This window comes from Lagierella sp. (genome assembly GCF_029983815.1).
Classification (GTDB): domain Bacteria; phylum Bacillota; class Clostridia; order Tissierellales; family Peptoniphilaceae; genus Mediannikoviicoccus.
Genome location: NZ_JASBYU010000008.1, coordinates 1 through 22,288, shown reverse-complemented (window position 1 = coordinate 22,288; position 22,288 = coordinate 1). Strand labels below are relative to the sequence as shown.

Below are 22,288 nucleotides of genomic sequence, written 5' to 3'. Positions count from 1 at the left end.
AGGGCTCTCCTTCTTTTTTGAACATGAATAAAGGAGCGCTGAAAATTTCAGTGCTCCTTTAATTTTTTTCATCTATTGGTCTATTTTTTTATGGTAATTGCATCTTCGGCGTCTTCGCCTAGGATTTCCTTATTGTAAAATTCAGAGTTCTTCTTAAGTTCTTCATTGAAGTTTCTATATCCAAACTTTTCCGCTAAAGTCTTTTTATTTGAATATAGATTAGTTCCAAGACCCAGTCTATCACCTTCGATTTTTACTCCCATACTAGCTAAAATCGTTGGGTACATGTCAAAGGTCGTAGAAATTCTATTTGTATTGTTACTAGCTGGAATAGCAGGGTTTATAATCGTATTAAATACAGTCCTGTCATATCCCTTCATCATATTTTCAGTATAGAACTTGTCCTGCATTCCCAAATGGTCTCCCAGGATTACTATAGTTGTATTATCATAGAAGTCCTGGCCCTTTGCCCATTCTACAAAATCATAGATTTGTTTTGAAGAAAGAGCATGAACATTTTCATACTGTGTTGAGAATTTCTCCTCTGCTCCTGGCTCCAAATAACCGTCTGTAAAGTGAGTATTCACCGTTTCTATTACAAAGTGAAATGGCTCTTCTCTATTTGCCAACTTTGTAACCTCTTCCTTTGACCAGGCAAATAACTTACTATCTTCATATCCCCACCATACCTTGTCCTCATAGGTCATATATCCATTGGCTATGGCATGGTATAAGTCGAATATGTCATAATTTCCATGATTTTTAAAGAATTGTCTCTTTCCACCAAACTCCGATTTCGAACCCATTATAACTTCATTGTTATAGCCTTCCTTTCTCAGGATATCCCCAAGGGAATAGGCCCCGTTTAAGAAGTTAGTAGATTTGTATTGATTGTTTAAAAATCCTTTAATTGGAATCCCTGACATAGAAGCCGTTATTCCAGCAATACTCCAGGAAGTTCCTTCCGTTTGATAAAACCCACCTAAATCTTCAGTATTGGAAAAGACCGTATTTTCCAAGGCAAGTTTTTCCAACTCCGGCATTATAGAGTAATCCCATCCACCGCCGATATTCTTATTCATAATTGAATTTTCAATAGATTCAGCGTATATTATGATAAGATTCCTCTTCTTTTCAGGAAATGTAAGCTTTACATTTTCAGGTCTAACATAGTTTTCCCCAATCATATTTGAATCTTGAAAAACCGCCTTTAAATAATCTGGACCATCTAAAAATGTATAAAAGGCTACACAGGATATAATAAAGACCCCAATTGGATATATAGCTTTAATCCTTCTGGATTCTTTAGTTCTAAACCCAGTCTTCTTCCAAATAATCAGTATTGGAATTAAAAGCACCAACATTATTCCAAGAAAAGGAAGGACATTGGCAAGAATAATTCCCCACATCATCTCTGGAGAAGTTCCCTCAACTCCACCTTTGATTTGGAACACAAGATCCTTAATCCCCTTGTTCCTAAAATTCAAAGTCAAATATAAGGTGGTTAGGATAAGTAAAGTCGATAGCATTATCAAAACTATCACCGATATAAAATTTTGCTTTTTTAAGTTCTTTTCTTTTCCCTTCATCTTTTTCCATCCATTCTAATAGTATTAATATCTATGGTTTTATGAAATTTGATACCTAACGAATTAGTATTTTAACATAAAACTAACATAAAAATCACTTACTTTTTAAAAAATTTAAAGATTTTTTACGAATTAATCTCTAAATCCCATCCTTGTCTATATTATACATCAAATAATACCATTCAATTCTTACAAAAATCTTAAGATTTAGAGGTTTTCATCTATTTTTCTCTTTAAATCCAAATAATTGTAAATATTAGTATACCACATAGAATAGTAAAGTCCAGGTTAATTTGTTATAAAATCAACCTGGACCTATTTTTCAAAACAAGACCTATTATCTTTTCAGTTATTAAATTTTATTTTTTCTCTTTTTCTAACTCTTCAAGCCTCTTAGTTCCATACTCGATGAATTTCTCTAAGACCTTTACCCTTGCATAATTCTTATCATTTCCCTCAACCAGAACCCAAGGGGCATATTCCACGTCGGTTCTATCCAACATCTCGTTCATAGCATCTAGATATTCATCCCATTTGTCCCTATTTCGCCAATCCTCTTCTGTGATTTTATATTGTTTATCTGGAACTTCCTCCCTGGACTCAAATCTTTCTAGTTGAGTATCCTTATCGATTACCACAAAGAATTTCAACAAAAATGCACCATGGTCATAGAACTGTTTCTCCATATCCAAAATCTCATCATAGGCCCTTTCCCATTCATTGTCCTGGGCAAAGCCCTCCACTCTCTCAACCATCACCCTGCCATACCAGGAGCGGGAGAAGATTCCCATATAACCATCTTCTGGAATCTTTGTAAAGAACCTCCATAGGTAGTTGTAACTATTTTCCGTTTCATCCGGTGCAGAGATGGCATGTACGGTATAGAGCCTTGGATCCATCTTTTTAACCAGCCTTTTTATAGCCCCGTCCTTGCCAGCCGCATCCACTCCTTCAAATACTATAATAGAAGGAATTCCAGCACTATACATCCTATAGGATATGTCCGCCGCTTGACTTTGTAAGTCCTTATAGACCTTGTCATACTCCTCTTGAGATAGGCTCTTTTTCATATCCAAGTGGTCTATTGGCCTATTTAGTGGAATATAATTTCTCTTTAACCTTATTCCCTCTTCCCTCTTTGTTGCAACCCTTTCAATTCCCTTGGTTAGCTCCTCTATTACCAGTCCTAAAACGTCTTTAGATGCCGACTTTCTATTGGTAGAATCTATAATATTCCAAGGAGCAAAGCTAAAGTTAGATTCCTCCAGTACATATTTAATATGCTTTCGATATTTATCGTAATTTTTATTTTGATCCAGATCTATCTTGTCCACATAGAAGGAATTGTACTTGGAATGCAGGTACTTATCTATGGTCTCCTTTTGAACCTCCTGGGAAATTTCTAAAAAGACCTTCACAATAACCGTATAGTCATCATAGAGTACCCTTTCAATAGAACTTATCCCGTCCACCATCTTCTTAGTCTTCTTCTCGGATAGAGTTGGATTTGACATTACCTCAAAATAAAAGGACCTATCAAAAACCTTAGTATGACCCTTTCTTGGAATCTTTCTCCAAAACCTAGTCATAAAGGGGTATCTGTTTTCCTCTTCAGAAGGTCTGTCAAACACGTCAACATCATAGTATTTAGGGTTTAACTCCTCCACTAAATCATTTATTACATATCCCTTTCCTGAAGACTCAAAGCCATCTATAATTATTAGAACTGGAATGTCTTCTGCTTCAGCCACCCTCATAAGCCTTGCAAGTCTTACGCCAAGTTCCTTCTTACTGAAATTTTCATACTTTTTTAAATCTCTATGGTTTAAACTACTCCTCATTTTTCACCCCATGCTAATTTTAAAATTTAACTCTAATACCTATTTAGAAATTATACCCCTAAACTTTTAAAGGCTTCTTTATATATATCCAGTGAATTTTCATCAAAGGATACAAAGATAACTTTAATGTCACTTAAATTTTCCCTAAACCATTCCACCACAGAATGTATTGCAACCTTACAAGCCTCCTCCTTAGGATAGCCATAGACGCCAGTTGAGATATTTGGAAAGGCAATAGAATCAATATTATTCTCCACTGCCAAATCCAAAGAGTTTTTATAACAGTTTGACAACATAAGCTCTGGATTCTTATCCTCATCATATATAGGTCCAACCGTATGTATCACATACTTAGCTGGCAGATTATAACCCTTTGTAATTTTAGCTTCTCCAGTTTTACAGCCATTTAACTTCTTACATTCCTCCAATAGCTTTGGTCCCGCGGCCCTATGGATGGCACCGTCCACACCACCACCGCCTAGAAGAGTCTCATTCGCCGCATTTACTATGGCCGTTACATCCAACTTGGTAATGTCTCCCAGGTTTAACAAGATCTCTCCCTTCTCATACTTTTCCTTAAACAATTCCTGTAATTCGTTATCCAATATACCTTCAAACATAGAAACCTCCATTCGGTTAAATACCAATATAATTTACTAAAAAACCGGCTTTCAAATTTATATCCATACCATCTCTTGTTTTTATCCTTAAAATTTGAATATAGGAATAAGAGATTAGAAAAAACTTGCTCGCCGGTACCTTTATTCTAATTTACCCATTAATTATTATTTGAATTATTCCTTTGACATGGAACGATATTTTGCAGCGTTTTTATTAGAAAAGATATAGAGTACAAGATAGTCAATTAAAAAGACAAAGAGAAGTATTAAAGCGATTGCTGCAATAAATCTAAAGCCGTCTTTTAATATGGACCTAAGAACCAAAAAGGCACCTAAAACCACTAGAATTAAACTGACTAAGTACTTCTTGGAAATGCCCACATATTCATCGCTAAGATGTTCAAAATTGCTATCGGGATTTAAAGGATCGTCCCTTCTAGACTCTATTAACAACAATTCCCTATTTTTCATGGAGAAGGTGCTTTCCAACTTTTCAGCCTGTTTACTAAAGGGCCTAAAAAAACCAAGATCTCCTGTTAAAAGACCTCCCTGGTCCAAAGGCAGGTGAAAATATCTCTTACCACTTTTTCTTAAGAAATCCTTATACCCTTGTAATTCCTTTATCTTAAAATCTCCAACGTATTGAACCTCATATAAGAGTTCTGTGTTATCCTCTTTGAAAATATAAGTGTATTTATCTACATTGGCTAATATATATCCATGCTCTTCCCATCTATTTAACCAGGGGGCTACTTGACTTACTGGATCCAAAAAAAACTTTAATTTTCTCATATAACCTCCAAATTTTTATTCTTCACTTTACTATGGCAAAACCATACTATCATTATACTTTAAAAATCGACTCCTTTGCCATAGGCTAGGAAAAGAATAGTATTTTGTCCTTAGAAATTACCACCTCATTACTGGATGTTCCAGATGTTTAAAAATACAAAAAGGGCCTATTCAAAGTATTTTTTTCATAGACCTAATTTGAATATGTAATTACCCACAGCCATAACTCAAATGACTCCCGGGTATATTTTAATAAAACTTATCTCAATTTCTACAATTCATTTTCTATAAAGTTCACAAGACTTTCTAGCGCTTCCTTTTCATCAATACCATCGCATTTAATAAGAATTTCCGTTCCTTTAAATGCAGCCATACTAAGAATAGAAAGAATACTTTTACCGTCATATTCCCTATCGTCTTTAACTAGAGTTATATCTGAGTCGAACTTTACCGATTGTTGTAAATACCTTGCAGCCGAGCGGGCATGCAGTCCTTCTTCGTTTTGTAAAATAACCTTTTCCTCAACCATAACTATCTCCCTTAAAAATAAATTCTAAGGGAAGCACGGCTTCCCTAGAATTTAGTATTCTACGAATATTGCTCTCTTACATCCACATAGAGGGCAAACTTCTTCTTCTCCTGTCAATGATACAAATCCACATACAGGGCATAAGTAAATTTTTTCGCTATCAAGGTCTTTTCCTGAATCTACAGCCTCTTTAGCTTTTCCAAATAACTCAGCGTGTATCTTTTCTGCTTCAACTGCAAATCTCATAGCCTTAACAGCTTCTTCTTCGCCTTGCATTTGAGCTACTTCGATATATGCTGGATACATTTCAGTGTATTCGAACACTTCTCCACCTCTAGCTGCTGCTAGGTTTTCAGAAGTACTTCCAATACCAAATCCTGCCATACTAGCTACTAAGAAGTCCCCTTTAACATCTTTCATAGCCTTAAAGTGTAATCCTGCGTGGATCTTTTCTGCATCAGCTGTACAATGGAACAATCTTGCAACATTTGGGTAACCATCTTTCTTTGCGATATCTCCCCAGATATCATATCTGTTTCTTGCTTGTGATTCTCCACCGTAAGCAGATCTTAAATTTGCTTGTGTCATATCTCTCATTTACAAAAACACCCCTTTTATTTAATTATTTACACCACTATACTAACATATAATTAAACTTTTTACCAGTTTTCGATACATTTTTGTAATGATTTCATTTTAAGCGGGTCTGTGAAAACGTTCCAACTCCCTACTTATCCTATTCTATCACTAAATTATAAAAAAATCCATACTTATTTAGAAAATTGTACAATTATGCTAAAAAAGAATATTTTATCTTACCCATTCTCCCTTTTTAGCCTTTCTTCTATGGCACGTTTTCTATTGGATTCTTCACCCATTTCACTGGAGTCTAGTTTCTCTATCCAATTTAATGCCTTTCCCGTTCCTCTAACCACTGCAGTTACAGGACTTTCTGCTATTTGAACCTTTATGCCAATCTTTTCTTCAATTCTCTTGTCAAGGCCCTTTATAAGAGAGCTTCCTCCCGTCATAATGGCCCCTCTTTCAAAAAGGTCTGCTGCAAGTTCTGGCGGAGTCTGTTCCAAGACAGAATGTACAGTATCCACAATTTGATTCAAGGGTTTAACCAAGGCTTCAGAAATGTCATGGGAAGTTACAAATACATGCATTGGAAGACCGTTTATTAGATTCCTTCCCTTAACTTCAAATAGGTCATTGTCATTTCCAGAAGATGCCCTAGCAACATTTATCTTTATCTCTTCAGCAGTCCTTTCTCCAATTATCATATTGTATTTCTTTTTAATATAGTCGGAGATTGCAAGGTCACATTCATCCCCTGCAACGGGAATGGATTTATTTATGATGATTCCACCTAAAGCTATTACTGCAACATCAGTGGTTCCTCCACCAATGTCAATTATCATATTGCCACCTGCATCGGATATATCCACTCCAGCTCCTATTGCTGCAGCCAGTGGCTCCTCAATCAAATAGGTCTTGTTGGCACCTGCAAAGCGTGATGCCTGAATGACTGCCCTTCTTTGCACCTGAGTAATTTCACTGGGAACACAGATTACCACATTTGGTTTAAAGAAAGATTTTCCAAGGGCCTTTTCCATAAAGTACTTTAGCATCTTCTCTGTAGTGTTGAAATCTGCAATGACACCATCCTTCATAGGTCTAGTTGCAATTATATTGCCAGGAGTTCTCCCTAGCATCTTTTTTGCTTCCCTTCCTACAGAAATAACTTTTCCGGTGTAACTGTCCATAGCCACTACAGAAGGTTCATTTATAACGACTCCCTTTCCCCTCATAAAGACTAAAACCGAAGCCGTACCCAGGTCAATCGCTATATTCTTTCTTAAATCTGCCATTTCTTTCTTCCTTTCTACATACTAGATTAAATATATCACAAAACCCTTAAAATTTATAGGACCAGTGGAATACATCTAAATTTAACATTTAAATGATATACTATCTTTGGAGGTTAACCATGAAAAAATATTTACAGATAATTTCTTTTGATGGCTTGTCTAAACTGGACATGGACTATCTAAAGACAAAGCCAAATTTCAGTTCATTTTTAAAAGACGCTTCCTATTCCTTTCAAGTGGATTCGGTCTATCCTTCTGTAACCTACCCTGCCCACACTTCAATTAGTACAGGGTGCTATCCTTTAAATCATGGAATAGTTGACAATACATTCTTACAGCCAAATAGAAAGTCTCCCGACTGGTACTGGTATTCAAAGGATATTCAAAAACCTACTTTCCAAGAGATGGCTACTAAGGAGGGCTACACTGTAATGACCATGTTATGGCCCGTTAATGCAGGAGGAAAAGCAAAGTATAATATACCAGAAATCCTTGCCAATAGGCCCTATAAAAATCAGATATTAGTTTCACTGATGAACGGTTCTAAACTATTTCAAATAGAGATGTTTATGAAGTTTAAACACCTTTTAAAGGGAATTGCCCAGCCTTATTTAGATGAATTTGTGACAAGTTCCTACATCTACGCCATGGCAAAGTACAAGCCAGACATTTCCATGATTCACTTTACAGACCTTGACAGTCAAAGACATAAATTCGGCTTTAGTTCTAAAGAAGCCTTTGAGGCTTTAGATAGACATGAAGCTAGGCTTGGCAAAATTTTAGATAGAATAGACAGGGTTTATGGTTTTGACAATACGGATATTATCCTTCTAGGAGACCATTCAAGTATGGATGCTCAAAATAAAATATTTCTAAATAGCCTTTTTAGAAACCAGGGATTAATAACCATGGAAAACAATAGGATTAAGTCCTGGAAGGCCTACGGTAAAACACAAGGAGGATCTTCTTATATATATCTATCCAAGGATGAACTTAAGGATAGAGTAAAGAAAATTATAGAGGAGACTTTTCAAAAAGGTGAAATAGAGAAAATCTATAGCACAGAAGAGTTAATCCAAATGAAGGTTTCTTCAAAGGCAGCCTTTATGTTGGAGGCAAAAAAAGGATACGCCTTTTCGGATAAGCTTCCCGAGGACTTTCTCTATTCTTTAGAGGAACTCAAAGAAAACAATATTAAGGGCAAGTCCAACGACCATGGCTACTCCCCCTATTTAAAAGAGGACTACGAAACCGTCTTTATGGCAAAGGGACCAAGTATAAAGAACAATATAAACATTGGAAAGATGAGTCTGGTAGACGAAGGACCAACCTTTGCAAGACTTTGTAATTTTGAAATGAAAAATGTTGATGGAAGAATATTAAAGGAGATATTGAAATAATGTTTAAAAACAGATTTACAAAAAAAGAATGGTCATGGATACTATACGACTGGGCCAACTCAGCCTATTCTATGACAGTAACTTCAGCTATTTTACCAATTTATTTTACCGCCATGGTCACTGCAGCAGGAAAAACTTCCTCCGCTGCCACCAGCCTATGGGGATATACAAATTCCATAGCTTCTATTATAGTCGCACTACTCTCCCCAATTTTAGGGGCCTGGGCAGACCAAATCGGAATGAAGAAAAAATTATTTACTGTATTTTCCTTTATGGGGATCATATTTACCGGTCTTCTAGGAATAGTACCCTATGGAAAATGGATAATACTGATGATTTTTTATATCTTGACGGTGCTAGGCTTTTCTTTAGGAAATGTCTTCTATGACTCCTTTTTAACCGACGTAACAGAGGACGAAAGGATGGATCAGGTTTCCACCACAGGGTTTGCCCTAGGCTATATCGGTTCTACCATACCTTTTATTCTATGTATGGCCCTTATAATTTTATCCCAAAAGGAGATAATTCCACTATCCGTTAACCTATCCACCAAGATTTCCTTTATTATTACAGCAATTTGGTGGTTTGTATTCACTTTGCCAATGTACAAAGAAGTTGAACAGGTCTATGGTGTGCCAAGTGTTCAAAACCATCCACTTAACGCCTTTAGGGATTTAAAGAAGAGTTTTATCAAAATTCTAGGTCATAAGAGGGCCTTTTATTTTCTAATAGCCTATTTCTTCTACATTGACGGAGTAGACACCATAATAAAAATGGCAACTAGTTATGGTACCGCCTTGGGTCTATCTGCTACAGTCCTATTGTTGGTATTATTATTAACACAATTTGTAGCATTTCCCTTCGCCATCATTTATGGAAAGCTTTCAAAGAAATATGGTCCAAAGTTTATGATATATGTGGGAGTTGTAATCTACACCATCATTTGTATCTATGCCTACTTTATTAAGACACCGAGGGACTTCTTTATATTGGCATTTTTAGTAGGAACCTCCCAAGGTGGCATACAGGCCATTTCAAGATCCTACTTTGCAAGGCTTATCCCAAAGGAAAACTCCAATGAATACTTCGGCTTTTATAATATCTTTGGAAAATTCGCCGCAATAATGGGACCTTTCCTAGTAGGGTTTATTACACAGATAACAGGCGAGGTTAGAAATGGAGTACTAAGTCTAATAGTACTATTTATCCTAGGCTTTATATTTTTAAATATCGAAAGAAAAGTAAATTCAAGTACCAGAGTAAAGTAAAATCAAGCACTCAAACTTATAATCCTTTAAGGTTAACCCAAAAAGCTAACCACAATCTAGGATTCATAAGATTTGAGTGCTTTAACTATTTTTATCCTATGGAAATACTTATTTGTTTTCCACCAAATTCAATTCCACAGACATAGCCTCTAAATTCAGTTTATTTTCACCAGTTCCGTATCTTTTTTCAATACTACCAGTCACATTTCCCGATTCATTGGGAAGATTATGACCGATGCTCATTCCATCAGCTGACAAGACAAAATTATTATTTGTCACACTAATATCCGCTTCAATAGACATAGAATCAATCTCAATATCGTAGGAGTTTTCAGTTTTACTTGTAAATTCCGTCGACATGCTGGAAATTGAAAGACCTTTAAGGTTACAGTTATTTTCCAAATTCACAGAAGATCCGGATAGTTCCAAAAGAAAGTCACTTGCCAAAGGAGTTTCTATCCTAATCTCAACCTCTCCTCTGTCCTTAGCGTCAATTGTCAAAGAGTCTGTTCCCTTTTTCACATCTAATAAATTCTTACCCTTTGGACCCTTTGCTTTTATTTCCATTTTATTTAGGTCGGACTGAACTATCCTACAGTCAACGCTCACTGCATCAACACTTATCTTCTTATAATCTTTAATATCATACTCGTAGACTTTTGACTCTTTAGGACCTTCCTCAACTTCCCCAATGCTAATATGGGGAGTACCAATGTTGATACCATTCTTTCCTATGGTAACTTTTCTATTTCCTTCATGGACATTTATAAAAAATTCGTCCATATTATCACCAAAATAGTAACCCTTATCCTCTAAATTTTTCTTGTCCAAAAGCAAGAAGGAAACTACCGTTAAAATAAGCAGGATGAAAAATACAATCAAGAGTTTTAAAGTTAGTTTATCCTTTGTCTTATTCATCTTCTACTCCTTCTCCATTTATATGTTTCATATCTATCCCTAATCTTCCCAATTATGAAGGAAAATAACTTAATTAGTACCCTTACCACAATTATCCCTATAACTAGAGCCGTTAATCCTATAAGGATTTTTGTTATTGGACTTAACATCCTAAATCCTTGTCCCATGGTTATAAAGGGTAAAAAAGGAAAAAAAGTACCTAGAATCACTGCGCCACCTGCTACTATGGAAGAAAAACCTATTGCAACAATGGAAACCCCCAGGGCAAATACCATGGCTATAAAGGCAATTCCAAGGGGAAATACTATGGGAGATACTAAAATTAACAATATGATTGCAGCCCAGTTTATATTTCCATATCCGTCTCTAAAAAATCCATTTTTTCTTGGAGTCTGATCATTAGTATTTTTTCTTTGAGACTTTTCGCAGTTTAAATATTCTAAGGCAATATCCTTTGGAGAACCTAAATTCTCTGAAATCTCCTCTTCAGTCTTTCCATGTTCCTTTCCCTCTTCAAAATGTAGATTGTATTCCTCTACTATTTCATCAACAACTCCTCTAGGTAATTCCGATAGATAGTACCTAAGTAAATCCAAGAAATCTCCCTTTGTCATAACAACCTCCCTAACAATTCTTCAACACCTTTAATAAATTCATCCCACTGAGCAATTTGAACTTTAAAATTTTTTTCACCTTCAACCGTAAGTCGATAGTACTTACGTGGAGGCCCCGACTCTGACTCTTGCAAGTAGGATTCCACTAGGCCAGCCTTACTAAACCTTCTTAATAGAGGATATATTGTGCCCTCTGAAATATCCACATATTTGGAAATCTCCTCAACCAATTCATATCCATAACAATCCCTATGGTTTAAAAGCGCTAACACAAGCAGTTCCAACACTCCCTTTTTTAATTGAATATTCATTTTTTCCTCCTGGTACCATTATAATGCACAGTACCTTTTATTGCAAGGTATCGTTGTAGAAAAAGTACTCAATTTCGAGTACTTTTTGAACTTCTATATAAATTCCCTATTCTTGTCCTGCAATTTAATAAAAGCTGACATAGTTTTCTACTCTTCACCCATGGTTAAATCTACGGAAAATGCATTTAATAATAGCTTATCTTCCCCAGTTCCAAATTTTTCTTTAAGATAAACCATCCTTTTTCCCTTTTTATCAAAGATTTCATAATCTATCTTAAACCCAGTAAGGATACAGTCAAAGTTATTTTCCCTTACTAAAACATCCATATCTATGGACTGGGAGTCGATCTTAATATCAAAGGACTTTTCAGTGTGACTTACACAACTGATATCAGTCCCATCTATGGTAAGCTCTTTTAAAAGACAGTTGTTTTCAAGGTTAACCTTAGCTCCACTTAGATATACATTTAAATCACTTTTAGTCGGGATATTGATGGTTATTTCAAAGGAAGTATGCCCCTTAGAATTGAAACTTAGAACCTCTCCATCTTTAAACTCTTCAAAGGGGGTAAACTCATTAGAATCACCAATATCCTTCTCATATTCCGTCACATTTAACAAAATTTTATTTGAATCTGATGGAACAATTTTACAATTAATCGAACCACTTCTTATATTTAGCTTTTTAATATCTGAAATATCATATTCATAGCTTTCAGTTTTTGCAACTTTTTCTTCGACTTCATCAAGAATCACTTTTGGAATGGGATTTGTTAAACCATATTTTTCATAGGGTATGTTTTTGCTTCCTCTAATTAAATCAAGATAGATCTCTGAAACATTTTTTCCAATATCCATCTTCTTTCCTCTGTATTTATCCCTATCCAGGAAGATAAAGGATGTGATGGATAAGAATAAGAGAAGTATAAACAGAAGGAACATTCTTGAGTTAAACCGGTTTCTTGATTTTAAAATTTTCTTTTCTTCTTTATCCTTAACCTCTTTACCCCTATTATTTATCTTTTCAATCAGGGCCTTTATAAAGATAATAATGATATTGACCAATACAATGCCGAAAACTACAGAGGAAGCCCCAATTAAAATTTTAGTTAGAAGGCTTATGGGCTCTAAAAAGGGTGGTATTTTTACAAAGGGCAAAGCAGAAAATAAACTTCCCATAACCAAATACAGTCCAAATACTATGGAGAAAATTCCACCTATTAGAATAATAATTGCAAAACCGAGAGTAAGTCCAAAAAAGGCAAATATCATTGGAAGTGTTATAGGTGAAGACATAATTGCTAAAATAACCATTCCCCAGTTGATTTCTCCCGTGTCACTATGCCTAAAGAATCCCTTGGTGCGATAATTTTTCCTTGATGTATTCTCCTCTGTAACCCTTTGATATTCTATGTATTCCAGGGCTATCTCCTTAGGAGAACCCAGTTCCCTTATAATCTCTTCATCTGTCTTCCCAAGTTTTCTACCCTCATCAAAAATGTTAGCATACTCTTCGAGAATCTTATCCAACACCCCCTTAGGCATCTCAGACAGATAGTACCTAAGGGAATCTAAAAATTCCTCCCTTGTCATAAAAACCCCCCCATTATTTAACTGCCTATAACCTTCACCCTTAAGCTTTCTCCTAAGGACATTATAATGTAGACTCCATTTTAAAGCTAGGCATAAAAAAAGAGCACTTAACAAACTCTTATAGATTACAGTTTGTTAAGCGCTCCAATTAAAATATATTAAATATCAAAGGACTAGAGTTTAAACCCTATTTTAATTTCTATAATAAGGACCTATAGATATTTTTTCAATTCCTCTGCCTTGTCAGTAAGTTCCCAAGTAAATCCTAGTTCTTCCCTACCAAAATGGCCATAGGCAGCAGTTTGTTTATAGATTGGTCTTCGAAGGTTTAAATTTTCAATGATAGCAAGAGGTCTTGTGTCGAAATGTTCTTTTATTATTTCCACTAGTTTATCCTCTGATACCATTCCTGTACCGAAGGTATCTGCATAGATTGCAACTGGTTTTGCCACCCCGATTGCATATGCCAAACCCACCTCTACCTTGTCGCAAAGTCCAGCTTTTACCAGGTTTTTAGAAATGTATCTTGCCATGTAGGAAGCTGATCTGTCAACCTTTGTTGGATCCTTTCCAGAAAAGGCTCCACCACCATGTCTAGAAAAACCTCCATAGGTGTCTACTATTATCTTTCTTCCAGTTAACCCAGCGTCTCCCATAGGTCCACCGATTTCAAATCTACCTGTTGGATTTATAAAAAATCTAGTCTTATCATCTATTAAGTCAGCAGGAATAGTCTTTAGAATCAACTTTTCTTTAATATCTTTTCTTAGCTCTTCAGTGGTGACATGGGGATCGTGTTGAGTAGAAACGACAACTGCATCCACCCTCACCGGTTTATCATCTACATATTCCACAGTAACTTGAGACTTGCCATCAGGCCTTAAATATTCCAAGACCTTATCTTTTCTAAGTTTAGTTAAATTTCTACAAAGCTCATGGGCTAAGGAGATTGGTAGAGGCATAAGTTCCTTCGTTTCATTACATGCATAACCAAAGACCATACCTTGGTCTCCTGCACCAATCCTGTCATATTTTTCATCTTCTCCACCCTTTGCTTCCATGGACTTATCCACTCCAAGGGCAATGTCCTTAGACTGTTCATTAATAGACGTAAAAACCGCACAGGTGTCACAGTCAAAACCATATTTTCCTCTATCATATCCTATTTCTCTAACGGTTTCTCTGGCAATTGTAGGAATATCCACATAGGTATTTGTAGAAATTTCCCCTACTACTACAACAGCTCCCGTAGTTGTCAAAGTTTCACAGGCAACTCTAGCATTTTCATCCCTTTCCAAGATGGAATCCAGTATGGCATCTGATATTTGATCACATATTTTATCTGGATGTCCTTCAGTAACGGACTCGGATGTAAATAATTTTCTTTCCATTTTTTCTCCTCCTATACTCTTTTAAAAATCAAATCCAAAAGTCTTTGATTATTAAAAAAACCTTGCTGAAAAGCAAGGTCTCTAATCTTATTTTTCAGATAATCTGCAGGAATTAGCACCTAACCTAATAGGTTGCCGGGTTTCACAGGGCCTTTCCCTCCACCACTCTTAATAAGTCATTATTTATTTTTTACACTCCTACTGTACCACTATGGAATAAATTTTTCAACTATTTCTTTTCAAGAAGCACCACAGAATATGCAGATATGCCTTCTTTTCTTCCTTCAAATCCCATTTTTTCAGTGGTTGTAGCCTTTATGGATATATTTTCATAGGAAGTTCTAAGGCCATTTGCAATATTTAGTCTCATATCCTCAATATGGGGAGCTAATTTTGGCATTTCACAGGCAATAGTACAGTCCACGTTTCCTATTTCAAACCCATTTTCATCCATCACCTTATAAACCCTATCCAATAAAATCATAGAGTCTATGTCCTTATACGCCATATCCGTATCGGGAAATAACTTGCCAATGTCTCCCAGGGCAAGTGCACCTAAAATGGCGTCCATGATGGCATGGACCAAAACATCCGCATCAGAATGACCTAAAAGCCCAAAGTCATACTGGATTTTCTTTCCACCTAGGATTAAATCTCTGTTTTCAACTAATTTATGCACATCATACCCAAAACCAATTCTCAACTTTCGTCCTCCATCTTCGCCAAAATTTCTCCAATAACCAAATCTATCTTGGTGGTTATCTTTATATTGTCATATTCGCCAATGTATACCTTGACCGGCTGGCCAATAACTTCCATCAAAGAAGAGTCATCCGTAACCTTAATCCTCTCCCTAAGGGCCTTCTCGTAGCCTTCAATCAAAAGCCCCCTATTAAAGACCTGGGGCGTTTGGGCATTGTAAAGCTCTGACCTATTGGGAGTGTAGGCGATATAGCCATCCTTTGCATTCTTTATAGTGTCCTTTGCTGGAACACAGACCACAATGGCATTCTCCTCTGAAAGCTCCTCAATGGCCCCTCTAATCACCCTTTCAGTTACAAAGGGTCTAACTCCATCGTGGGTGAGAACAATGTCCGTTTCATCAGAAACCATCATCAACCCGTTGTAAGTAGATTCCTCCCTTGTCTGTCCCCCCTTGGCAAATTTAAGTTTATCCTTAAAGTCTTTTAAGATACTTTTGCATCTATCCATCTCCTCTTGGGCGACGACTATAATAATCTCCTTTATATAATCCAAATAATAAAACTTACTTACAGTACGGTAAATAATCTCCTTATTATTGAGTTTTAAAAATTGTTTGGGCACTAAGGAGCCCATTCTCATTCCAGATCCTGCTGCCGTTATGATAACAGAAATCTGTTTATCCAAGTTTTTTCTATCCATATGAAAATTATACCATATGACCTTTAAATAAAATTGTCAAAGATAGACAATAGAATTTACATAAATTGAAAATGCACTGCTCCATAATTTGAAACAGTGCATTTTCGGGTGTAGAAAGGTTTTTAAATGAAAATTCTTATTCTCTAGTTAGTATTTTACTTATTACTTTACAAAAAGTAAAGCTTTTAATTGATCCTTACAAAGATCATCTTACCTGCTGCAGTTTGAAGCACAGATGTGACAGTAGTATCCACTGTCTTTCCAATATATCTCTTACCGTCTTCAACGACCACCATGGTCCCATCAACTAAGTAAGCCAAACCTTGGTTGGATTCCTTTCCATCTTTGATAATGGTAACAGTCATCTGTTCCCCTGGAATTACAATGGGCTTCATTGCATTTGCCAGTTCATTGATATTTAGAACCTCAACCTTTCTCACAGCCGCAACCTTATTTAAGTTGTAGTCGTTTGTAACAAGTTTTCCTCCCACATCCTTAGCAAGTTGCAAAAGCTTTGAGTCCACATCTTTAATTTCTCTATATCTCTTATGAGAAACCTCTACAGGAAGTTTAGAATCGTTTTGAATCATATTTAGTATGTCAAGTCCCCTACGTCCCTTTTTCCTACGCAAATCATTGTCAGAATCGGCAATATGTTGTAGTTCTTCCAAGACGAAGATTGGAATGATAATTTTTCCATCGATAAACCCCGCTTCCAGAATATCCTTAATTCTACCGTCGATGATTACAGAAGTATCCAATATTTTAATATAATCTCCAGTAATTTCCTTTGCCGGCTTTTCAATTCCGGACTTTATCTTCTCAAAAAAACTTCCAGATTCCTTAAATCTTTGCATTCCCAGTTTCATTCCCATATAACCTAGGGCAATGTAGATAACAATTGAAACAATGACAAAGGGAACGTTTCCTACAAAAGGTAATTTGATTTGGATGATAAGCATAGATATAAGAAAAGCTACAAATAAACCTATAATCATTCCGATTGCTATGGAAACAAGCTCTGAAATTGAAAGTTTCTTAAGATAAGTAGATGCTTTTTCAGTGGAATTTTCCACACTCTTTAACATCTTCGGGAAAAAATTATAAAAAACAATAGAAAAAATTATAATACCAATAGCATAGATCCCGATTCTCCAATTCTTTGAAAGGTCTGAAATAAGCTTTGCCTTATCCAATAGATATACAATGGTAAAGCCAAAAATACCTCCCAATAGAGTCATCATAAGATTGACCACTCTTCTAGCCAAGTGCACAACCTCCTTTCTAAAAATATTATAAAAAATTATTCTTGAAAAATACTTAAAACATCCTTTTCTACCTCAGCAACATTTTTTTCTCCCACTACCGATAGTTCAGAGATAAGCATTTTTTTCGAAGTGTGTAAAAGTTTTTTCTCCGCCATGGACAAACCTCTATCCAAATCCAAAGTATAGAGATCTCTAAAAACTTCAGCAATGTCTATAAGGACTCCACTTCTCAACTTCTCAAGATTTTCCCTATATCTTGCGTTCCAATTTGAAGTTATCTCCACATCCTTAAGCTTTAAAGTATCTATAACTTCTTTTAAGTCAGGCTTATTAACGATGTCCCTTATTCCTACGTCATTTATCTTATCAATAGGTACAGAAATCTTCATTTCTCCTACTGGAATCAGCAGAATAAAGTATTCTTTTTCAACTCCAAGTATGGTTTTCAAAGTCCTTTCAACTATAACTCCTGCACCATGCATTGGATAGACAATTTTATCTCCAATTTCAAACATTTTTTCACCTCTACTATTATTATAGTCCATATTTCAAATTTGGTAAACATATTATTACATCAAAAATTATCTAATCTGTCAACCCCCTCCCTAATACAGGGAATTTTTATATAAAGATTTAAAAATTTATTAAAAAAAAGAGCCGTGGAACACACGACTCATTTAACAAACTATTATTTTATTTCAGAAACGTCAAAGCCAATGTCTTCAACGGCTTCCTTCAAACTTTCTTTTTTTACATCCTCAGAATGTTCCACCTTAACAACCTTTGTTTCCAAATCCACATCCACATTACTAACTCCAGAAACACCTTCCAAAGCCTTTGTAACGGATGATTCACAATGGGAACAAGTCATCCCGTCTACAACTAATATAGTATTCATTTTTACCTCCAATTATTTAAAACTCTTTAATCTAAGGGAATTTGCAACCACAGAAACAGAACTAAAGGCCATTGCAGCCCCTGCAATCATCGGATTTAAAAATCCTAGAGCAGCAATTGGAATTCCTATAATATTATAGAAAAACGCCCAAAATAGATTTTGTTTAATGGTTCTCATGGTCCTCTTAGATAGCTGGATTGCCTTTGGTACAGAATTGATATCCCCATTGATTATGGTAATATCCGAAGCTTCAATTGCAACATCCGTTCCCGTACCTATGGCAAACCCGATATCCGCTTCCGCCAAGGCCGGCGCATCGTTGATTCCGTCACCAACCATGGCAACGACCTTATCTTCTTTCTTTATTTCCTTTATCTTCTCAGACTTGTCTTGAGGCAACACCTCCGCAAGTACCTTTTCAATTCCAAGTTTCTTACCTATTGCCAAAGCCGTCTTCAAACTATCCCCAGTAATCATATATATCTCTATACCCATCTGGTGAAGTTTTTCAATGGCAGATTTAGTACTATCCTTTATTTCATCCGCCACTGAAATTATACCAAGAAGCCTATCTTCATCAAATAGCATAAGAGGTGTTTCCCCCTTTTCTTGAAAGGCTTCAATCTCATTAGAGTCATAGGAGACCTTCTTTTCCTCCATTAACTTTTTACTACCAATATAGTACTTTTTATCCCCTATTTTTCCTTCAACTCCCATTCCAGTCAAAGAATTAAAACCTTCCACATCTAAAAGTGAAACTCCCTTTTCCTTTGCATATTTTACCACCGACTCACCTAGTGGGTGTTCCGAAGCATTCTCTAAAGAAGAAAATATCTCTAAGAATTTTTTATCACTTATATCAGAATGATTATTTACACTTTGAACCAAGGGCTCTCCCTTAGTCAATGTTCCCGTCTTATCAAAGACACAGGCCTGTATGTCACATGCCCTCTCTAAATACTCTCCAGACTTTATGAGTATTCCAAGGCTTGCACCTCGACCAGTTCCCACCATAATAGCCGTAGGAGTTGCAAGCCCCAAGGAACAAGGACATGCAATTACCAAGACCGCAACGGCATGCATCACAGCTTGATCCATGGATTTTTTTAATATCCAGGTCAAAACAAAAGTTAACAGGGCAATCACTATAACCGACGGTACAAATATACCAGAAATTCTATCCGCCAATCGTTGTACCGGAGCCTTATGACCTTGGGCTTCCTCCACAAGCTTGACGATTTGAGAAAGCATCGTATCCTTTCCAACCTTGGTGGCTTCAAACTTAATAAATCCATTCTTATTTATAGTTCCACCAATTACAGTGTCCCCTTCCTTCTTCTCCCTTGGTATGGACTCACCAGTGATCATGGACTCATCTACATTGGTATTACCATGGACAATTCTACCATCAACGGGAATCTTTTCACCGGGTTTTACTTGGATTATGTCCCCTATGACAACCTCTTCCACAGGTATTTCTAACCTTTCTCCATCCCTTTCCACTACAGCAGTCTTTGCTTGAAGCTCCATCAACTTGTTTATGGCGTCAGTAGTTCTAGTCTTAGCCCTTTTTTCAAAGAACTTACCAAGAAGTATCAAAGTGATGATAACAGCAGAAGACTCATAGTAAAGGTCCGGTGAACCTATTATCGTATGATATAGGGAAAAGAAAAAGGCAGCCGAAGTTCCCATTACTATTAATACGTCCATATTGGCCCCTCCACCTCGTAGGGAGTTGAAGGCACCTTTATAAAATCTTCTACCAATATAAAACTGAACGGGTATTGCCAAAATAAGTTGGACCCAGCCATTGGAAAGAGGCGTGTGAATTCCCGCCATATGAAAGAACATCGCAGAAAATAGCGGTATCGTAAAGATCGCAGAGATAATCAAGTCCCTCTTTAAACCCTTAAGTTCCTTCTCATCCCTATCGATTACATTTTCTTCATCCCTAATGACCTTAGCTGAATACCCGGCCTTTTCCACTTGTCCGACTATCTCTTCCTCGGTAACTAGACCGTTTTTAAAGCGTACAACTCCAGAATTTGTAATGGAATTGACTACAGCCTCCTCAATTGGCAGCCTACCGAGCATCTTTTCTATCCTATTGCTGCAGGCTTCACAGCTCATCCCTTGAATATCCAGTTTTACAGTTTCTAAAGGGACCTCATATCCAGCCTTCTCTATCTTTTCAGGAATCTGCTTTAAATTTTCTTCATCCTCTAAAGTCACCGTAGCCAAACCGGTAACTGAATTTACATTTACCTGGGAGACTTGAGGCAGTTTTGAAAGGACTTTTTCAATTCTTGCTGAACAGGCTTCGCAAGTCATCCCCTGTACTTCTATATTAAGTTTTTTCAAACTAATTCCTCCATTCCCAATAATATGATAATCATTATTGATATCCAATTAAATTATACACCTTTTCGCCACTAACAAAAAGCCTTGAGATATCGTATAATATAATTATACCCAGAAGGAGGAGCATATGATAAATTGGAAAAATGAGCGTAACCTATCGATTTTAGCGGATTTTTATGAATTTACAATGGCAAACGGTTACCTCAAAGAAAATATACAGGATACTATAACATATTTCGATCTTTACTTTAGATCTGTACCAGACAATGGAGGTTTTGCAATCTTTGCAGGTCTGGAACAATTTGTAGAATACATTGAAAATTTACATTTTGATGACGAGGATATCGAATATTTCAAAAGCAAAAAGATTTTTTCAGAAGAATTTATAGATTACTTAAAGAACTTTGAATTCAAATGTGATATTTGGTCCATGGAGGAGGGAACGGTAATCTTCCCTAACGAGCCTCTACTTATCGTAAGAGGGCCGGCTATTCAAGCCCAGTTAATCGAAACCATGTCACTAATTTTAATAAATCATCAAACCCTTATTGCCACAAAGGCAAATAGAATCGTAAAGTCCGCCGACGGAAGAGCCGTCATGGAATTCGGTTCTAGAAGGGCACAGGGTGCCGACGCCGCAACCATAGGTGCAAGGGCCGCCTATATAGGTGGAGTCCTTGGAACGGCAAATACCCTTACAGACAAACTATTCAAAGTTCCCGCCCTTGGAACAATGGCCCATTCCTGGGTTATGATGTTTGAAAATGAATACGAAGCCTTTAAGGCCTACGCAGAGACCTTCCCTAACGATACCACGCTTTTGGTGGACACCTACGACACTTTAAAATCTGGAATTCCAAATGCAATAAGAGTATTTGATGAAGTTTTAAAGCCTATGGGAAAAAGGCCTGTAGGAATTCGCCTGGATAGCGGAGACATAGCCTATCTATCCAAGGAAGCTAGAAAGATGTTGGACAGAGCAGGCTATGATGACTGTAAAATAGTTGCTTCCTCCGCCCTAGATGAATTTAAAATAAAGGCGATGTTGGAACAAGGAGCAAAGGTGGACTCCTTTGGAGTTGGCGAAAGACTTATCACCTCCTCTTCCCATCCAGTTTTTGGTGGAGTCTATAAACTTGTAGCAACTGAAAAAGATGGTACAATCATACCAAAGATTAAGATCAGCGAAAATGTTGAAAAGATAACTACCCCAGGCTTTAAACAGGTCTTTAGATTCTATAGCAAAGAAGACGATAAGGCCATTGCAGATTTAGTCTGTCTACATGACGAAAAGATAGATGAAGACAAGCCAATAGAAATCTTTCACCCAGTGCATACCTGGAAGAGAAAGACTTTAGAAAACTTCACAGTTAGAAAACTACTCGTTCCTATCTTTAAAGAAGGTAAATTGGTCTATGACCTACCGACCTTAGAGGAGATTAAAAACAAGAGGATAGAAGAAGTGAAAAGACTTTGGGATGAAGTTCAGCGTTTCGACTACCCTCATATCTATATCGTAGACCTTTCACAAAAGGTATGGGACATAAAAAATAGACTTATACAAGAGACAAAGCACAAATAGATTAAATTTAAAAAAAGCACTCATGAAGTATAAAT

21 protein-coding genes and 1 riboswitch are annotated in these 22,288 nt (G+C 36.4%); of the genes, 3 read left to right on the top strand and 18 right to left on the bottom strand.

Annotation, left to right across the window (positions count from 1 at the left end):
• Nucleotides 1–80: 80 nt before the first annotated feature.
• The 7 genes from Q1K37_RS04625 to Q1K37_RS04595 all read right to left on the bottom strand — a co-directional run bounded on the left by Q1K37_RS04625 (nt 81) and on the right by Q1K37_RS04595 (nt 7,245).
• Nucleotides 81–1,589: an LTA synthase family protein gene (locus Q1K37_RS04625; RefSeq protein WP_300409881.1), complete on the bottom strand. Its 1,509-nt coding sequence runs from the start codon at nt 1,587–1,589 to the stop codon at nt 81–83.
• 359 nt (nt 1,590–1,948) lie between these two features.
• Nucleotides 1,949–3,430, bottom strand: a complete 1,482-nt coding sequence (locus tag Q1K37_RS04620; RefSeq protein WP_300409880.1) for a hypothetical protein — start codon at nt 3,428–3,430, stop codon at nt 1,949–1,951.
• A 50-nt stretch (nt 3,431–3,480) separates the two neighbouring features.
• The gene (locus Q1K37_RS04615; RefSeq protein ID WP_300409878.1) at nt 3,481–4,050 is read right to left on the bottom strand and encodes an O-acetyl-ADP-ribose deacetylase; all 570 of its coding nucleotides are present in this window, start codon (nt 4,048–4,050) and stop codon (nt 3,481–3,483) included.
• A gap of 174 nt (nt 4,051–4,224) precedes the next feature.
• Entirely contained in the window at nt 4,225–4,842 is a 618-nt protein-coding gene (locus Q1K37_RS04610) for a DUF2812 domain-containing protein (protein WP_300409875.1), read from the bottom strand.
• A 271-nt stretch (nt 4,843–5,113) separates the two neighbouring features.
• On the bottom strand, nt 5,114–5,371 hold the full coding sequence (locus tag Q1K37_RS04605) for an HPr family phosphocarrier protein (protein ID WP_300409872.1): 258 nt from the start codon (nt 5,369–5,371) through the stop codon (nt 5,114–5,116).
• 51 nt (nt 5,372–5,422) lie between these two features.
• Nucleotides 5,423–5,968 (bottom strand): ferritin family protein, encoded by a 546-nt coding sequence (locus Q1K37_RS04600; protein ID WP_300409871.1) that lies wholly within the window; start codon nt 5,966–5,968, stop codon nt 5,423–5,425.
• 218 nt (nt 5,969–6,186) lie between these two features.
• The gene (locus tag Q1K37_RS04595) at nt 6,187–7,245 is read right to left on the bottom strand and encodes a rod shape-determining protein (RefSeq protein ID WP_300409868.1); all 1,059 of its coding nucleotides are present in this window, start codon (nt 7,243–7,245) and stop codon (nt 6,187–6,189) included.
• Nucleotides 7,246–7,364: 119 nt separating this feature from the next.
• Between Q1K37_RS04595 and Q1K37_RS04590 the strand changes: the two genes are divergently transcribed.
• Together Q1K37_RS04590 and Q1K37_RS04585 are read left to right on the top strand one after the other, a co-directional pair.
• Nucleotides 7,365–8,645, top strand: a complete 1,281-nt coding sequence (locus tag Q1K37_RS04590; protein ID WP_300409865.1) for an ectonucleotide pyrophosphatase/phosphodiesterase — start codon at nt 7,365–7,367, stop codon at nt 8,643–8,645.
• The gene (locus Q1K37_RS04585) at nt 8,645–9,913 is read left to right on the top strand and encodes an MFS transporter (RefSeq protein ID WP_300409861.1); all 1,269 of its coding nucleotides are present in this window, start codon (nt 8,645–8,647) and stop codon (nt 9,911–9,913) included. The genes Q1K37_RS04590 and Q1K37_RS04585 overlap by 1 nt, the downstream gene beginning before the upstream one ends.
• Before the next feature lie 108 nt (nt 9,914–10,021).
• Here Q1K37_RS04585 and Q1K37_RS04580 read toward each other — a convergent pair whose 3' ends face one another.
• From Q1K37_RS04580 to Q1K37_RS04530, 11 genes are all read right to left on the bottom strand, one after another.
• Nucleotides 10,022–10,831, bottom strand: a complete 810-nt coding sequence (locus Q1K37_RS04580) for a hypothetical protein (RefSeq protein WP_300409858.1) — start codon at nt 10,829–10,831, stop codon at nt 10,022–10,024.
• Entirely contained in the window at nt 10,828–11,445 is a 618-nt protein-coding gene (locus Q1K37_RS04575) for a DUF1700 domain-containing protein (protein ID WP_300409856.1), read from the bottom strand. Before Q1K37_RS04575 ends, Q1K37_RS04580 begins: the two co-directional genes overlap by 4 nt.
• Nucleotides 11,442–11,756, bottom strand: coding sequence for a PadR family transcriptional regulator (locus Q1K37_RS04570; RefSeq protein WP_300409853.1), 315 nt, complete (start codon nt 11,754–11,756; stop codon nt 11,442–11,444). The genes Q1K37_RS04575 and Q1K37_RS04570 overlap by 4 nt, the downstream gene beginning before the upstream one ends.
• A gap of 147 nt (nt 11,757–11,903) precedes the next feature.
• Nucleotides 11,904–13,349 (bottom strand): DUF1700 domain-containing protein, encoded by a 1,446-nt coding sequence (locus tag Q1K37_RS04565; protein WP_300409850.1) that lies wholly within the window; start codon nt 13,347–13,349, stop codon nt 11,904–11,906.
• 212 nt (nt 13,350–13,561) lie between these two features.
• The gene (metK, locus tag Q1K37_RS04560) at nt 13,562–14,740 is read right to left on the bottom strand and encodes a methionine adenosyltransferase (protein WP_300409847.1); all 1,179 of its coding nucleotides are present in this window, start codon (nt 14,738–14,740) and stop codon (nt 13,562–13,564) included.
• A gap of 84 nt (nt 14,741–14,824) precedes the next feature.
• Nucleotides 14,825–14,918, bottom strand: a riboswitch (SAM riboswitch).
• 51 nt (nt 14,919–14,969) lie between these two features.
• Nucleotides 14,970–15,443, bottom strand: a complete 474-nt coding sequence (ispF, locus tag Q1K37_RS04555; RefSeq protein WP_300409844.1) for a 2-C-methyl-D-erythritol 2,4-cyclodiphosphate synthase — start codon at nt 15,441–15,443, stop codon at nt 14,970–14,972.
• Nucleotides 15,440–16,144 carry a 2-C-methyl-D-erythritol 4-phosphate cytidylyltransferase gene (gene ispD, locus Q1K37_RS04550; RefSeq protein WP_300409841.1) on the bottom strand — a complete coding sequence of 235 codons (705 nt, stop codon included), beginning with the start codon at nt 16,142–16,144 and terminating at the stop codon, nt 15,440–15,442. Before ispD ends, ispF begins: the two co-directional genes overlap by 4 nt.
• Nucleotides 16,145–16,329: 185 nt before the next feature.
• Complete coding sequence (locus tag Q1K37_RS04545) at nt 16,330–17,412, bottom strand: PIN domain-containing protein (RefSeq protein WP_300409839.1); 1,083 nt, start codon at nt 17,410–17,412, stop codon at nt 16,330–16,332.
• A 35-nt stretch (nt 17,413–17,447) separates the two neighbouring features.
• The gene (locus Q1K37_RS04540) at nt 17,448–17,927 is read right to left on the bottom strand and encodes a CarD family transcriptional regulator (RefSeq protein ID WP_300409835.1); all 480 of its coding nucleotides are present in this window, start codon (nt 17,925–17,927) and stop codon (nt 17,448–17,450) included.
• 173 nt (nt 17,928–18,100) lie between these two features.
• Complete coding sequence (locus Q1K37_RS04535) at nt 18,101–18,310, bottom strand: heavy metal-associated domain-containing protein (RefSeq protein ID WP_300409832.1); 210 nt, start codon at nt 18,308–18,310, stop codon at nt 18,101–18,103.
• Between the two features lie 12 nt (nt 18,311–18,322).
• Nucleotides 18,323–20,671 carry a heavy metal translocating P-type ATPase gene (locus Q1K37_RS04530; protein WP_300409829.1) on the bottom strand — a complete coding sequence of 783 codons (2,349 nt, stop codon included), beginning with the start codon at nt 20,669–20,671 and terminating at the stop codon, nt 18,323–18,325.
• A 127-nt stretch (nt 20,672–20,798) separates the two neighbouring features.
• Between Q1K37_RS04530 and Q1K37_RS04525 the strand changes: the two genes are divergently transcribed.
• The gene (locus Q1K37_RS04525) at nt 20,799–22,253 is read left to right on the top strand and encodes a nicotinate phosphoribosyltransferase (RefSeq protein ID WP_300409827.1); all 1,455 of its coding nucleotides are present in this window, start codon (nt 20,799–20,801) and stop codon (nt 22,251–22,253) included.
• Nucleotides 22,254–22,288 lie beyond the last annotated feature (35 nt).